Source organism: Sinobaca sp. H24 (assembly GCF_023845525.1).
This window is the reverse complement of record NZ_JALBWT010000001.1, coordinates 221921-237639: the sequence shown is the minus strand read 5'-3', so window position 1 is coordinate 237639 and position 15719 is coordinate 221921. Positions and strand designations below refer to the sequence as shown.

Annotated in this window: 14 protein-coding genes and 1 pseudogene; 11 read left to right on the top strand and 4 right to left on the bottom strand. The window is 43.3% G+C overall.

Features of this window, described 5'->3' with window-relative positions; translation table 11 throughout:
* Positions 1-16 precede the first annotated feature (16 nt).
* From MMY81_RS01355 to MMY81_RS01320, 8 genes are all read left to right on the top strand, one after another.
* The gene (locus tag MMY81_RS01355; protein WP_252311326.1) at positions 17-178 is read left to right on the top strand and encodes a hypothetical protein; all 162 of its coding nucleotides are present in this window, start codon (positions 17-19) and stop codon (positions 176-178) included.
* 154 nt (positions 179-332) lie between these two features.
* A complete protein-coding gene (locus tag MMY81_RS01350; RefSeq protein ID WP_252311325.1) occupies positions 333-1106 on the top strand; it encodes a hypothetical protein in 774 nt (257 codons plus the stop codon).
* Positions 1107-1109: 3 nt separating this feature from the next.
* Positions 1110-1484: a GntR family transcriptional regulator gene (locus tag MMY81_RS01345; RefSeq protein WP_252311324.1), complete on the top strand. Its 375-nt coding sequence runs from the start codon at positions 1110-1112 to the stop codon at positions 1482-1484.
* Positions 1477-2190 carry an ABC transporter ATP-binding protein gene (locus MMY81_RS01340; RefSeq protein ID WP_252311323.1) on the top strand — a complete coding sequence of 238 codons (714 nt, stop codon included), beginning with the start codon at positions 1477-1479 and terminating at the stop codon, positions 2188-2190. Before MMY81_RS01345 ends, MMY81_RS01340 begins: the two co-directional genes overlap by 8 nt.
* Positions 2183-3109 carry an ABC transporter ATP-binding protein gene (locus tag MMY81_RS01335; protein ID WP_252311322.1) on the top strand — a complete coding sequence of 309 codons (927 nt, stop codon included), beginning with the start codon at positions 2183-2185 and terminating at the stop codon, positions 3107-3109. The genes MMY81_RS01340 and MMY81_RS01335 overlap by 8 nt, the downstream gene beginning before the upstream one ends.
* Positions 3102-4040: an ABC transporter permease gene (locus MMY81_RS01330; protein WP_252311321.1), complete on the top strand. Its 939-nt coding sequence runs from the start codon at positions 3102-3104 to the stop codon at positions 4038-4040. The genes MMY81_RS01335 and MMY81_RS01330 overlap by 8 nt, the downstream gene beginning before the upstream one ends.
* 95 nt (positions 4041-4135) lie before the next feature.
* Positions 4136-5500: a magnesium transporter gene (mgtE, locus tag MMY81_RS01325; RefSeq protein ID WP_252311320.1), complete on the top strand. Its 1365-nt coding sequence runs from the start codon at positions 4136-4138 to the stop codon at positions 5498-5500.
* 131 nt (positions 5501-5631) lie between these two features.
* Positions 5632-7101 carry an MDR family MFS transporter gene (locus MMY81_RS01320; RefSeq protein WP_252311319.1) on the top strand — a complete coding sequence of 490 codons (1470 nt, stop codon included), beginning with the start codon at positions 5632-5634 and terminating at the stop codon, positions 7099-7101.
* Between the two features lie 35 nt (positions 7102-7136).
* Here the strand turns inward: MMY81_RS01320 and MMY81_RS01315 are convergent, their stop codons facing one another.
* Positions 7137-8909, bottom strand: a complete 1773-nt coding sequence (locus MMY81_RS01315) for an SLC13 family permease (protein WP_252311318.1) — start codon at positions 8907-8909, stop codon at positions 7137-7139.
* A gap of 168 nt (positions 8910-9077) precedes the next feature.
* On the opposite strand from MMY81_RS01315, the gene MMY81_RS01310 reads away from it, so the two are divergent.
* Positions 9078-9644: an FAD-dependent oxidoreductase gene (locus tag MMY81_RS01310; RefSeq protein WP_252311317.1), complete on the top strand. Its 567-nt coding sequence runs from the start codon at positions 9078-9080 to the stop codon at positions 9642-9644.
* Positions 9645-9740: 96 nt separating this feature from the next.
* Here MMY81_RS01310 and MMY81_RS34810 read toward each other — a convergent pair.
* The 3 genes and pseudogenes from MMY81_RS34810 to MMY81_RS01300 all read right to left on the bottom strand — a co-directional run.
* A pseudogene (locus tag MMY81_RS34810) lies at positions 9741-10097 on the bottom strand (Asp23/Gls24 family envelope stress response protein); the annotation flags it as partial.
* Positions 10098-10129: 32 nt separating this feature from the next.
* Positions 10130-10699 carry an alkaline shock response membrane anchor protein AmaP gene (gene amaP / locus MMY81_RS01305; protein ID WP_252311316.1) on the bottom strand — a complete coding sequence of 190 codons (570 nt, stop codon included), beginning with the start codon at positions 10697-10699 and terminating at the stop codon, positions 10130-10132.
* 133 nt (positions 10700-10832) lie between these two features.
* Positions 10833-12275, bottom strand: a complete 1443-nt coding sequence (locus tag MMY81_RS01300; protein ID WP_374560987.1) for an alanine/glycine:cation symporter family protein — start codon at positions 12273-12275, stop codon at positions 10833-10835.
* Between the two features lie 533 nt (positions 12276-12808).
* Here MMY81_RS01300 and MMY81_RS01295 point away from each other — a divergent pair.
* Both MMY81_RS01295 and MMY81_RS01290 read left to right on the top strand, forming a co-directional pair.
* Entirely contained in the window at positions 12809-14230 is a 1422-nt protein-coding gene (locus MMY81_RS01295; RefSeq protein ID WP_252311315.1) for a GAF domain-containing protein, read from the top strand.
* Positions 14227-15612 (top strand): putative bifunctional diguanylate cyclase/phosphodiesterase, encoded by a 1386-nt coding sequence (locus tag MMY81_RS01290; RefSeq protein ID WP_252311314.1) that lies wholly within the window; start codon positions 14227-14229, stop codon positions 15610-15612. Before MMY81_RS01295 ends, MMY81_RS01290 begins: the two co-directional genes overlap by 4 nt.
* The last annotated feature ends 107 nt before the right edge of the window (positions 15613-15719 follow it).

Sequence of the window (15719 nt, the reverse complement as noted above, 5' to 3'; positions counted from 1 at the left end):
AGAAGAGAAGCTCTCCATGCCTTCCGGCCGACAGGCCATGAGCTATGAGATAGAAGAATTTATAAAGCTGATTAGATTTGACGGTGATCGGCAGGTGACGCTTCAGCAGTCCCGGGATGTGTTAGCTGTTATAGATGAAGTAAGAAAGCAGCTTGGAGTTGTTTACGAAACCGATTGAAATACCTTTTTTATTCCTTTATAATGGGATTATATGTAATTTATTTCCATAAAGTGAAAATACCTCTGTTACCTGGGGGTATTTTTTTATTGTTGACACCTTCAATGTACCGGTGTACTATTTAACTAGAACACTAATGCAAAGGAGAGAAATGATGAAAAGCTGGATAGGGTTATGGAAAAAAGAGCTGCGCTTAATGAAGCCTATATTTATATCGGGCCTTTTACTGATTGCACTGGTATTGAGCCTTGCAATTATTGTGCCTCTAGTGCGTGGTACAGATCCACTTCAAGCTTCTGCTCTTTTATTAGGAGCCGGAGTTTTGTCACAGTTTGCATATATTCCTGTTTTTTTTATTATCAGTTTTTACAGGGAAAACAGGCACCTGGAATTATGGCTTCATACACCGCAGAGTATCATGAAGCTTTTATCGGCCAAGATAGCGAGCGCGGTACTATACGGAGCTGTCACATTACTGGTTAATGGAATATTATTTTTAACGTTTTTCCTGTTTGCAGCCGAAAGACAGGTTATATTTCCTTCTGTAGGTGAGCTGCTTACAGCCTGCCTGCTGGGCGTTCTGACTATACTATTTTTCTCCTTAATGATTGGTATGTTTGTTGTGTTATTTTACAGTCTGTATTTACTTATCAAGCCCTACGTGGGGAATTGGCCGGCAGTCTTGATTGTTTTTGTACTGGTTGGTGCCGGAAGCTGGATTTATACAGAATTTTCGAACTCAGCTGTGTATGAAACATTAACAGCATGGGGAGAGGTTTCTGTTCAGTTTCAGACAGGAGTGCTGGCACAAATCACTGCCCAGGCTCCCTACAGCTTTTATGCTGGTACATTTGTGTATGGACTCTTTGAAGCATTGCTTGTGCTGGTTATTGCTTCATTTCTGCTTGAAAAAAGAGTGGAGGTGTAGAGCATGCCGGCATCCTTTGATGCATCAAAGCCCATTTACAGACAGCTGGCCACACAGATTTACTGGAGAATATTAAGAGAAGAATGGAAGCCGGGGGAAAAGCTTCCATCTGTAAGAGACACGGCCGTTCAATTTGGCGTGAACCCCAATACCGTATCCAGAACATACAATGAAATGGAGAGAGACGGTGTCGTGGAAACGAAAAGAGGACAGGGTACGTTTGTAACGGAAAACAAAGAAGTGCTTCTTGAGCTCCGTGAAAATCTAAAACAGGAGCAGATCAGCCAGTTTACAAAGGAAATGAAAGAGATGGGCTTTTCCACCGAAGACATTCTTTCCGGAGTGGAGCGCTATTTAAAGGAGGAAGAAAATGATTGAAGTGCATGGTGTGTGTAAAAGCTACCGCCGGAAAAAAGCGGCTGATCATATTGACTTTACTCTGCCGGAAGGATCGGGCATTGTTGGTATCATTGGAGCAAACGGCAGCGGTAAATCAACACTTCTGAAATTGCTTGCCGGCCTGGCACGGCCTGATAAGGGAAGCATTCGGGTCAATGGAGCAAACGTATCACGGCGAAGTGCTTCCGATATCGCTTATTTATCAGAAACGGAGAGTTATTATTCCTTTTATACCGTTAAAGAAATGATTGATTTTTACGCTTCGCAGTTTCCGGATTTTAATCGAAAAAAAGCGGATGACATGATGGCATTTATGAATATTGACAAGTCGAGCCGGATTAAATCGCTCTCGAAGGGAAGCAGGGGAAGGGTTAAAATAATGCTCGCTCTATCCAGAGAAGCTTCTGTCATTTTAATGGATGAGCCTCTTTCCGGCCTTGACCCTATGGTGAAAGAATCTATTGTTAAAGGGCTGATTTCCTATATTGATGTAGAAAGGCAGACTGTGCTGCTAACGACGCATGAGCTTGGGGAAATAGAGCCGCTTCTTGATCAGGTGATGCTGATGAAAGACGGACAAATGCTGGCATGGGAGTATACGGAAGACATACGATTGAAACATGGGCTCAGTACAGTCGAATGGATGAAATCATATTACGAGAACAGGGAGGCCGCTTATGAGTGACAAACCAATCGTGAAAATAGAAGGACTGACAAAAACGCTGGGACGTCAGAATGTAGTGGATGATATTACCGTAGATATTTACGGAGGAGAGGTGTTTGGTTTTCTGGGACCGAATGGTGCCGGTAAAACAACGACAATCCGGATGATGCTTGGCTTAATGAAAGCATCTAAAGGCGATGTTCAGATTAACGGCTTCAGCGTAGGAAAACAGTTTGTTCAGGCAATGGAGCATGTCGGAGGTATTGTCGAAAACCCGGAAATGTACGGCTATATGAGCGGATATCAAAATCTTGTTCATTATGCCCGGATGAACGGCATTACTTCCAAAGGAAGAATCGATCAGGTTCTGGATATTGTCGGTATGCGTGAATCCAGCGGCCAGAAAGTAAGGCGTTATTCTCTAGGTATGAGACAGCGTCTGGGACTCGCTCAGGCCCTGCTTCATAAGCCGAAGCTGCTGATACTGGATGAGCCGACAAATGGACTGGATCCAGCAGGGATACGTGAAATGAGACGCCATCTGCGCTACCTGGCGGAAAAGGAAGGCATGGCAGTATTTGTATCAAGCCACCTGCTTTCAGAAATGGAGCTGATGTGTGACCGTATCGGCATTATACAAAAAGGGAAGCTCATTGATGTGCAGAACGTTCATGACTTTGTTGGAGGAATCGAGGAGAAGACGCTGCATCTCACGGTGGATCCGGTACGGGAAGCCCAGAAAATTCTCAAGGCTCATTTCCCTAAACAAACGATGATTACGAAAGGAAAGACCATTCAGCTTCAGACCGCACCGGATAAAGTGCCTGAACTGATTACAGAGCTTGCCGGAGCAGGCATTAATATTTACGAAGCTTCGTTAAACGGCGGAACGCTTGAGGATAAATTCTTAAAGGTGACTGGAGGGGAAGGCATTGTCTAAGTTTGCTGCTTTAGTAAAAAATGAACTGATGAAGCTTTTCAGCAGAACAGGAACCTGGGTAATGGCAGGTATTTTAGCTGCTGTTGTTATAGGCGGCGCCCTTATCACGTTTTTAAACGTAGACCCGCCGGCAGATAATTGGAGAGCAGACCTGGAACAGCAGGTGGAAGAAGACCAGGAATTTCTGGCTGATAACCCTGAAGCATCTTTTGTACAGGAAGAGTTAACATTAAACACATACCGCCTTGATAATGATATTCCTCCTATTAACGATGCAACGCAGTGGGGGTTTGTTGATTTTGTTTCCATTTTAACGATGTTTGTTACGTTGTTTACCGTCATTGCAGCAGCATCGAGCGTAGCTGGTGAATTTTCCAATGGTACTATTAAACTGCTGCTGATCCGACCGGTTAAACGATGGATGATTCTTTTGTCAAAGCTTGTCGTCAGCTTATTGTATGCAGCCGGACTTCTGGCTCTGCTGTTTGTTACGGCTTACCTTTCCGGTGGAATCTTCTTTGGTTTCCAATCCCTGCAGTTAACGACGCTGTATCTGGATGGTGGAAACGTAGTTGAACAAAGCATGGCAGCAAGTGTTTGGGCTGGGTACGGGCTGGCAATGGTGAATCTGGTAATGATGACTATTTTTGCATTTATGATTGCAGCTGTGTTCCGCAACAGCTCTATTGCAATAGGACTGACTATTTTCCTTATGTTTGCAGGAACCAACGTGGTGACATTTCTAAGCCAGTACAACTGGGCTAAATATATACTATTTGCGAATACAGATCTGCGGATGTATTTTGGAACGGGGAGCCCTCTCGTTGATGGAATGACGCTGCCGTTTTCAATCGTTGTGCTGGTCGTATACTTTGCCATTTTCACCTTTATTACCTTTTTCGTTTTCTCGAAACGAGATGTGGCAGCATAAAACAAGTTTCCTAATTTAAAAAAATATAAAAGGCGGGGCTTTTCATGCTTCCTCAAGGGGTATAAACTAAGAGAAGCATGAGGAGGTGGGCAGACGTGGATTACAACAACAATACTCCAGTAGAAATGAATGTTCTGGAAATTAGAAGTCTATTAAAAGAAGGCAGCATAGAAAAATTCCGCGAGCCCTTTCTGGACCTTCACCCAAACGATCAGATGCAGGTATTGTTCGAACTGGAAAAAGAAGAACGAAAGCAGCTGTATGCATACCTGGCAGCAGAAGAGCTTGCCGCAGTATTTCAGCTGATGGAATATGAAGATCAGTTTTTTACTTCTATAGAGATGGATGATGAGCGCTTAGCGGCCGTATTGAACGAAATGTACGCCGATGATGTGGCGGATTTTATAGGGAAAATCCCCCAGGCGGAACGCAAAGAAGCTCTTTTGGAAATGATGGACCAGACCGAAGCCCTTGAGGTACGGGAGATTATGTCCTATCCGGAAAAAACAGCCGGTGCCGTAATGACGAAAGAGTTTCTGGAAATATTTGAAGATCAGCGTATTGACGGAGTTATGGCTTATCTACGAAAAGCCGGCAATGAAGCAGAGTCCGTTTATTATCTTTATGTAGTAGGAGTAAACGGGGAACTGGTCGGGGTTGTTTCTCTTCGAGATATTATTGTCAGTGACGCTGATCGAATCGTTAAAGACGTGATGAATACGCAGGTTATTTCGGTCGATGAGTATTTGGATCAGGAAGAAGCGGCCCAGATTATTAAAGACTATGATCTGCTGGCAGCACCTGTTGTAACAAAGGATAATAAACTTGTCGGCATTATTACATTTGATGATGCAATGGACGTTCTTGAAGAAGAAGTAACAGAGGATATTGAAGAAATATCTGCCTCCAAAGGGTCGACGGACCCGAGCTTGAATCCTTTTCAGGCAGCAGTTAAAAGAGCACCCTGGATTGTACTGCTGATGTTTCTTGGATTAATTACAGCGAATTTGATCAACCAATATGAAGAAACGCTGGAAGCCATTGTCGTCCTGTCCGTGTTTATTCCTTTAATCATGGGAGCGGCCGGGAATGCAGGGACGCAGTCGCTGGCCGTTGTCGTACGAAATCTGGCTACAGGGGCTCTGGAAAAAAAGGGACTGTTTCTGATGCTGAGAAGAGAGCTTGGAACCGGAATATTAATGGGTGCAGCCTGTTCGGTAGTCCTGCTTGCTCTAGTTACTCTGCTGTATGGAAATATTGTACTCGCTTTTATTGTAGCGATATCCCTGCTTCTGTCACTCAGCGCTGCAGCGCTTATTGGAGCAGTGTTTCCCATTATTATTGATAAGCTTAGGATTGACCCCGCTGTAGCCTCCGGACCTTTCATTACAACAATGAATGATATTGTCGGCCTGAGCATTTATTTTTCGATCGCTACTGCTTTACTTGAATATTTATAAAAATCTTCCGGGAATCGGAAGATTTTTTTATATTTGGAGCTTTTTCTATTGAGAAAAAATAGGATATAGGATAAGCTGTTCTATGCTTTGAAAAATTAGATAGCTAGGTAAATAGTATAAGAGGTGAAAGCATGGATGTGGCAGCAGGAACGACAAAATCTAAAGCAGTAGATACAAGCGGAATTAAACGAGCTCCTATAATGATTTCCTTAATCATAGGTGCCTTCATTGCTATTTTGAACGAAACGCTCTTAAATGTGGCGTATACGGACTTAATGGCTCAGCTTCAAGTTACAGCGGCTACAGTACAGTGGCTTTCGACAGGCTTTATGCTTGTAGTTGGTATTCTTGTGCCTGTATCCGCTCTGCTGATTCAATGGTTTACCACAAGGCAGATGTTTCTGGGGGCTATGGCGTTATTTACAATCGGCACGCTGTTAAGCGGATTGGCTCCGAACTTCCCGATCCTGCTGGTTGGAAGAATTATTCAGGCAGGCGGGACAGGCCTGCTACTACCCGTATTAATGAATACTATTCTTGTGCTGTATCCGCCTGAAAAACGCGGAGGGGCCATGGGAATGATGGGACTTGTTATTATGTTTGCTCCGGCAATTGGACCAACGTTATCCGGGGTCATTGTAGAGTCGCTTAACTGGCGCTGGCTGTTCTTTTTAATCATTCCTTTTGCTTTATTTTCCATTATCTTCGGAATGATTTATTTAAGAAATGTATCAGACATTACAAAGCCGAAAGTAGACGTGATCTCTATCGTGTTATCGACTATTGGTTTTGGCGGATTGGTATTTGGATTTAGTAATGCAGGCGAAGGAGAAGGGGGATGGGCCGATCCGGGAGTGTATTTGACGATCATTGCTGGATTTACCTCCCTTGGTTTATTCGTCTGGCGGCAGCTTCGTCTAAAAGAACCAATGCTTGATATGAGAGCATTTAAATCACCGATGTTTTCATTAACAACGGTTCTGCTTATTATTATGATGATGACCATGTTTTCGACGATGATCATTCTGCCGCTCTTTCTTCAGGGAGGTCTTGCTTTAACGGCTTTTGCCGCCGGTCTGGCCCTGTTGCCTGGAGGTCTTCTGAACGGAGCCATGTCGCCGATTGCCGGCAGACTATTCGACAGATACGGTCCCAGAGCCTTGGTTATTCCAGGCACAGCACTGCTGGTTGTGACGATGTGGCTTTTCACCAACGTCACAACAGAGACCGCTACCTGGCAGTTTGTGGTGTTCCATTCAATGCTGATGCTGGGTATTTCATTAGTAATGATGCCGGGCCAGACAAATGGATTAAATCAGCTGCCGCGTAAATACTACCCGCACGGAACGGCTATTCTTAATACGCTTCAGCAGGTAGCAGGAGCGATTGGAGTAGCGCTGTTTATCGGAATTATGACTGCAGCTGAAACCGGCTATCTTCAAAGTGCGGTTGATCCGGAATCAGCTGCCGCCCAGCAGGAAGCTCTTACCTCTGGGGTACAGGGAGCCTTTACAGTCGGTCTGATCTTCGCGATTGTAGCGTTTGTCTTATCTTTATTTATGAAACGGACCACAGCTCCAATTGAAATTGATGAAAAATAAGAAAAGCAGCTCTCTTCGAGGAGAGCTGCTCTTTTTTATACCCATAACAGATGAACCATTGTTACGGTAACAACCATGTACATAATAGTGAGAGGAAGGCCGACTTTTATATAATCGGTAAATTTATAGCCGCCGGGTCCATATACAATTAAATTGGTCTGATAGCCGATAGGGGTGATAAAGCTTGCAGATGCCGCAATAGCAATCGTAACAAATAGCCCCATTGGGTCGATGCCGACCTGGCCGGCTGATGCAAAAGCAATTGGAAACATAAGCACAGCAGCTGCATTATTCGTAATAACTTCCGTAAATATGTTTGTAAGAATATAGACAGCTGCAATTGTACCGATAATACCTACGCCAGCTGTCCATGAAACGAGGTAGGTGGCGATAAATTCGGCAGCCCCGGTCTGCTGAAGGGCGGCACCTATACCGATAGAACAGGCAATGAGAATCAACACGTTAAAGTGCACGTAATTCTTTGCGCCTTCCAGCGTGATGGTTCTTGTTAATATCAGTACAATAACCGCAAGCATGGCAGACATAAACATTGACAGCACGTTTGTAGAAGCGAGAAGAATCATACCGATAAGCGTGAACAAGGCAATAAGTGATTTTTTTTGAGGAACAAGTTCCTGCTGAGCGGTTGTATTCATGAAATAAAACAGTTTGGATTCTTTATGCTTTTCCGCAAATTCACGGTCGCTCAGCAGAAGCAGCGTGTCTCCAGGTTTTAATACGATGTCGCCTACTTTATTCTGAATGCGCGCCTGGGCCCGGTGAACAGCGACTACGCCGGCCTGAAAACGAGAGCGGAATTGATTTTCCTTCAACGTAGAGTAAGCAAGCGGAGACTGGGATGGAATAACGACTTCATTCAGTACCGCCCGGCCATTGCTCAATTCATCAAGCTCTATATCCGTACCGGTTTCTACACGAAGGCCTTTTACCTGATGAAGCTCCACAATCGTTGATAAAAGCCCGGTAAAAATCAAACGGTCTCTTTCTTTTAGTTGATAATAGGAGGGCACCGGGGCAACCCGCTCGGTCCCGCTGATGACTTCAATTAAATATAATCCTTTTAAGTTACGGAGGCCTGCTTCTTCAATCGTTTTGCCAATTAAAGGCGACGATTCGGTAATACGGCTCTGGGCCAGATATTCTTTAGCGTGTTCCGTAAAAGACTCTTCTGAGCTCTTCCGTACAGGCAGAAGTTTATATCCTACCGTGCTTAAGTAAATAATCCCGATAATACAGGCAGGAAGACTGACAGCGGTCAGCTGAAACATAGAAAACCCTGCCATATCCTGGTCAAGCATCAGACCATGGATAATTAAGTTCGTAGAGGTGCCGATTAATGTAAGGGTGCCGCCAAAAATAGCAGCATACGATAAAGGAATAAGAAATTTCGATGGAGCGACATTGTGCTTTTTGCACCAATCCTTGATGACAGGAGTGAACATGACGACGATAGGGGTGTTATTAAGAAAAGCAGATAGGCCGGAAACCGGAAGCATCATACGCGGGATCATAGCACTGGATCCTTCTTTTTTTCCTAATGCCCGATAAACAAGCTGGTTCAAAACACCACTCTGCTGAACCGCGCCTGCCACTATAAATAAAAGCCCGACAGTGAGCATCCCTTCGTTAGAAAACCCGATGAGTGCATCCGCAGGAGCTAAGATACCTGTGAACATGAGAAAAGCAAGGGCGCAGAAAACAATAAAGTCAGGCCGGGCCACTTCTTTCATTAAACAAATAAGCATAATAATAATAGTGCAGATTACAATGACAGCGTCCAGACTCATGGTGCAATCCTCTTTTCGAATAATGTAATGCCTAGTAAATGAATAGGTTTTATTGGATTATATAAGATTTTACAGATGCTGTCTATTCTTATTTTGAAAGAAGGGCGTTTAGTTTACATGAGCAGGAATTCGGAAATAGAAGATAAAAAGAGATAAGGGGAGATACTTATGTATGATTTGATTGTAATTGGAGCAGGTCCGGCCGGTGCAAGTGCTGCCATATTCGCGGCTAAAGCTGGAAAACATACGCTGGTAATTGATAATGAACAAAGTATGACAAAAGCGGCTTGGGTGGAAAATCATTACGGGGTACCGGAAATAGAGGGACCGGATCTGCTGGAAACAGGAAAAAAACAGGCGGAAAAACATGGGGCAGAGCGTGTTACGGCAACAGTAATCAAAATGGAAAGACTGGAAAATGATCGAATAAAAATATATTTGGACGACGGAGATTATGAAGCAGAGCATGTCCTGTTAACAACCGGAAACAATCCCCAGCTGCCGGAAGCGGCAGGTATTGAAATGGAAGAAGGCAGAGAGCCCCGCATTAAGAAAATCATAAAAGCAGATGCTGATGGCCGGACATCGATGAAGAATGTATGGGCAGCCGGTACAATTGCCGGTACAAGTGTGCATACGATCATTACTTCCGGTGACGGTGCAAGAACTGCTGTTAATATTATCAGTGAGATGAACGGAGAGCGCTACGTGGACCATGACGTACTGAAAAAATAATAAAAAAAGCATGCAGAAAACTGTCCGGCAGCTCTGCATGCTTTTTATTTGATTAAGCGATGGATTCTTCCTGAGGATTTTTTCAATGTTCTCAACAAGAAGCTTTACGCTTGTAATAGTCAGGCCTGTCATAGGCTGAAGTGCTTCGGTTACCGCTGCTTTTACACGCTGCTGAAGAGATTGAAGGTTTTCTCCGTAGCGTGCCGTAACAGTCAGCTCAATAGAAAGAGTCTGCTCATCTATAAAAGCCTGAACGCCTTTACGAGGATTGTTACTGCCAAGTCTTTCTGTCATACGATCAGCGACATTACCGCTCATTCCAACGATACCCTGCACATTCTTTGTAACGGAAGCGGCTGTCTTTTCAATAGCTTCCCGGTTATATTCAGCAGGAGTGACGTTTGCTTCTGCACCTTCTGGATGAATACGTCCCTGATAAGGATTGTGTTCCATAGTATCACCTCGTTTTTCTGCTTAATATCCTGCTATTGTACTTTTTGTTTGGAACGCTGCGAAGAAGCTTCTGCGCCTTCTACTTTAAGATTCAGATTTTTAATGGTTACTTCCGCATAGTTCTCTACATCATGACGAATGGATTCTTCTACTTCCTGTGATAGGTAGGATTCGTCCGCGCGCTCATTAGCTCTAACGGTTACATTCAGCGTGACTACATTTTCTCCGGCACGGGAACATGACACGTCTACATGTCTTACACCCGGTTTCGTAGCAGCGCTTCTATGCGCGATATCTTCTACAGTCTCCATAGGTACCTGAACACTGCCGTGAGAAGAAGTAGTGTTAATATACTTTACTTTTTTTGGTTTTTTCTTTGGCTTTAATGCGGGGATAAGAAATAGTAAGCATATAAGGGCCCATGCGCATACAACGATTAAACCAATCCACCAGCTCTGTGACATATAGGCGGCCTGAAGAAAGTAAGTTTCTATGGTCTGCAGGGCAGGCTGCCATTGGAATAGTCCTGCGATAACAAGTCCTGCCAGTGCCAGGTTTAATAGGGCAAATAGAAATAATAAAAAGCGTAAAATAACAGTCATCGTTTATTCCTCCTTTCTTATTAACATCGTGCATTGCTTACTAGATACCCCAAATACTAAGGTTGTAACCCATTTGAAAAATATTAATTGTTATAAAAAAAGCCGGCAGGGACTGTCCTGCCGGCTTTTATGCTTATTTTTTGGTGTCTTCTTCATCATCCCACGATTCTATATTCTTTAATCCTGGAATAGTATTTTTGTAAAAAACAGGATCCTGTCCCGATTTTTTCTGTCGTCTGTAGTCATTTAGTGCAGCCACCGCTGTCTTGGTAAGCAGCGTGATTGCTATTAAGTTTACTACAGCCATTGTGCCCATAAATACATCAGCCAGGTTCCAGATCAAGTCCAGTGAAAGCATGGATCCGATAAGCACCATAGCAAGAAAAGCGATACGGAATATTTGAACGTATAATCTGTTTTCCGTAATAAATTCAATGTTTGCTTCCCCGTAGTAATAGTTACCAAGCAGAGAGCTGAAAGCAAAGAAGAAAATGGCGAGAGAAACGAAGGTCTGAGCCCAGGCTCCAAAATGCGTGTCAAACGCCATTTGTGTCAGCTGAATGCCTTCCATTTCTCCAACGGTATGAACATCGGCAAGGATAATAACAAAGGCTGTCGCACTACAGATAATAAGGGTATCTGTAAACACGCCAAGTGCCTGTACGAGACCTTGTTTAACCGGGTGGGTGACATAGGCTGTAGCCGCCGCGTTCGGCGCGCTTCCCATACCGGCTTCGTTTGAGAACAATCCGCGCTGAATACCATTCATCAAGGCTGCGGCCACCCCGCCGCCTACGACTTCCTGCAGGCCAAACGCATTGCCGACAATCAGAGCAATAACACCAGGAACTTCTGTAATGTTGATGATCATTATAATAAGAGCGGCAAATATGTAAAGCAGAGCAAAGACAGGAACAATAACTTCTGCTACAACAGCAATTCTGCGTATGCCGCCGAATACCACAATACCAATAAGAATTGCGATAGCGATACCGATATAAATGGGATCAATATTGTAAGAACCGCTGAAAGCTGCAGCAATTGTATTAGATTGAACAGCGTTAAAGATCAGTCCAAAACAGAGTGTGATCAATATAGCGAAAAGAATGCCCATCCATCTGGCTCCAAGTGCTTTTTCCATGTAGTAGGCAGGACCGCCGCGGAAGCCGTCTTTATCCTTCACTTTATAGATCTGCGCCAGGGTGCTTTCTACAAATCCGGTAGCAGCACCTAATAGGGCGATAATCCACATCCAGAATATAGCACCCGGTCCGCCTACAGTGATAGCAATAGCGACACCGGCCAGGTTTCCGGTACCAACTCTTGCAGCGGTACTGATAGCAAAAGCCTGAAACGGGGTAGTACCTTTTTTGTCTTTAAATCCTTGACGATTTGTGCCTTTAAAAAGCTGAGTCACCATTTCACCAAGTAATGAGAACTGAACAAAGCCTGTTCGAACAGTAAAGAAAACTCCAAGAATCAACAGCATTGCAATAAGTACGTAGGTCCAAAGCAGGTCATTTGTAAAGGACACTGCATCTCCCAAAGGGGTATCCATTGTTAACCAATTTGCCATGGTAGGCCTCCTTTTAAATAGTATGTGTGTATAAGGTCATAATCCATAATAGCATATAATTTTCGCTTATCATGTATAGAATATAATAGAAGAAAAAAACATTTATTCAAGAGTACTGGAAGAGTCTATGGAAGCAGCGTAAATCGTTCGGCATCCCTGCAGCTGAAGCCCTTATTCTTTACCGGATGCTTTGTGACACTGGATTATCAGCCGGGTTCTTCATTAAACGTATAAATAAAATTCCTAAAAATGATATAATAGACAAAGACGGCTTTTGAAATTACACTCACAGTGAAATTTATTGAAAATTCTTTTAACTAATCATTTTTGCAGAAAGCAAAAAGCAGATAACCGGGAGCGCTGCTGTGTCAAAACAGTCCATTCATTATAGTGGTTTTTTAACATGATTAAAAAAATACGTGCCCGATTATAGAAATAGATATATATTAAGTATAACGAAATATTTTCTTTGTAAATACATATACATGCCGGATCATCCGGCTGTGGATATTCATTTAACTGGGGGGACAGACATGGAGCAGCAGGACCGATATACCAGGCTGGCAGAAGTAACCCGGCTTATTAATTCAAGGCTGGAGCTGAAGGATATGCTGAATCATGTAGTAGAGGCAATCTCTGAAGAAGTGGTCCTCTGTGATTCAGTCGGTATTTATCTTCCTCAGGGAGACGGCACATACAAAGGATTTGCAGGAAAACCTGAATTTATAAATGGAAAAACGCTGGATATGCATGTCATAGATCCGGAAACAGACATGCTGGCCCGGCAGATTATTGAAACAAAAGAAACGATTTATATTCCGAGCATTACTACAGATGAAAGGCCCGACGCAGCAGCGGTTGATGACTTTAAGATTCGTTCTCTGCTTGCTTCTCCTATCGTTTTTGATAATGAAATTTACGGGCTGGTGTTTCTATTTAACTACAATATGCCAATGGAATTGAGCCGGAATGAAATCGAAGCAGTAGAGGCCTATATTAATATGACAGCTGTAGCCATTCGAAACGCAAATGAGTTAAAACGAAAAGAATCGCTTATCGCAGAAAATGAATTAATACTGGATGTTACAAAAGCTTTATCGATGAATCAAACGGTCGAGCAGGCTATTGAAACCTGTTTTTCCTATCTCGAGAAAGTGCTGTGCAACAAGAATGCAGGTATGCACTTTGTGGAAGCTTCCATGAGCCGCTATGTTAAACCAAGAAGTTTAAATCATAAAAGCGAGTGGTCTGAAAAAGCATGGAAAGAAACCCATCAAAAAGTGAATTTAACACACGGTGAAGATCCGCTGTATCAATACGTGATGGAGAATAGACAGTCTGTTTATCTGCAGCAGGCAGAAGAAGATCCAAGAACACACAAAGAAGCAATCAAAGAATTTAATATCCGCAGCCTTCTCATGATTCCGCTTGTTTCAATAGGAGACGTACTAGGTGTTGTTGCGGTGCCTCAATTTCATGGAGGGGACCCGTACTTTACAGAAACACAGCAGACGAAAGCCAGATCTATTGTTGACGCTGTCGCCCCGGTCCTGTCCACTTTAATTTATATGGATAAGCAGGAGCTGATTATTAAGGACCGGACCTCCGCCCTTTTGAAAAAGAACGAAGAGCAGGCGGAAAATGTTAAGGAATTGGAGCGTCTTAGTAAAGAGAAAGCAATGATCCTTGATGCAGCAGGGGAAGGGATATTTGGTATTGATACGAAAGGATATGTGACATTCTGCAATCCGGCTGCCCTTCATATGCTGGGATATCAAGAGGATACTTTTGTAGAAACACGCCATATTCACGACGTATTCTCCACTCCGATTATGGAAAGCAATCCGGAAAGCAGCGTGTTTGATGAGAAACCTAAGCTTTCCGCTGAATTTTTCAAACGGGAGGATGGCACGCTGTTTCCGGAGAATATGTGCTTTCGCCGATTCTGGACATGAATGAAATAAAAGGTTACGTTATTACGCTTCGTGATGTGACGCAGCGAAAGGAAATGGAGCAGAAAATAAGATACCACGCTTATTATGACAGTCTTACCGGACTTGCAAACCGGGTGCTGTTTAAAGACCGTGTCCAGCAGGCGCTTGGATATGCAGAAGATAATAAAGAGCAGCTTGCTATCCTATTCCTGGACGTAGACCGTTTCAAAAACGTAAATGATTCTATGGGCCATGAACATGGAGATCTGCTGTTAAAGCAGGTGGCCCACAGGCTTCGAGAGGTAATGGGAACTTCTGATACGCTCTCACGGCAGGGAGGGGACGAATTTACAGTCCTTCTTCTTGGAAAAAATAATATTAAAGAAGTTCAGTGCAAAGCTAATTCGATTGTAGAAGCTTTTCAACATCCAATTACGATAAACGAAATAGATCATTTTATTACGGTAAGCATGGGTATCAGTTTATATCCATTTGACAGTGATAATGTAGAAGGGCTTCTAAAGCATGCTGATACAGCAATGTACCGCTGCAAAGAGGCCGGCGGAAATCAGTTTCAGTTCTACCACCCTGAGATGGAAACAGAAATGATGGAGCGGATGAAGCTGGAAACGGCTTTATTTAAAGCATTGGAATATGAGGAAATGGATCTTTACTACCAGCCGCAGTTCAATATGAAGACAAAAGAGCTTGTAGGAATTGAAGCACTAATTAGATGGGATCATCCTTCCTATGGAAGGTTGAGTCCAGATTCGTTTATTTCTCTAGCAGAAGAAACAGGTCTTATTATTCCAATTGGTGAATGGGTGCTTCGTAAGGCCTGCCGGCAGATGAAGGAATGGATGGCTTCCGGTATGAAGCCGGTGACGATTGCTGTTAACATCTCTCCTCGTCATTTCAGCCACTCCTCATTTATTGAAAACGTCCAGTTGATTCTGGCAGAGGAAGAAATTGATCCAGGTCAGGTAGAGCTCGAACTGACGGAAAATTTATTAATGCACAATAATGAAAAAAATGCCGGAAAAATGGAAGTTCTGCGCAGTATGGGGCTTGATCTGGCTATTGATGATTTTGGAACCGGATACTCTTCTCTCCGCTATTTAAAAGATTTTCCTGTAAGTCTTTTAAAAATAGACCGTTCCTTTATTGACAGCATGAATAAAGATACGAAAAGTGCAGCGATTACGAAATCAATTATTGCGATGGCTCATAACCTTGAATTAAAAGTAATGGCTGAAGGAATTGAAACAGAAAAGCAGGTGGAGGTCCTTCTTGAGCAGGATTGTCTTTACGGACAGGGTTATTTATTTTCTAAACCTATGGCAGCAGAAGATATTTTCACTACGTATGGACCAGTCGATATAAAAAGGAGATCTGTTGAATGAAAACTGCACGCCACTTAGTGGATTATTTAAAATCCGGCGGAATTGAATACGTTTTGGCATTCCTGCCGGATCAGTTAACGCTTTCTTCGATGAGTTATATGAAGAGC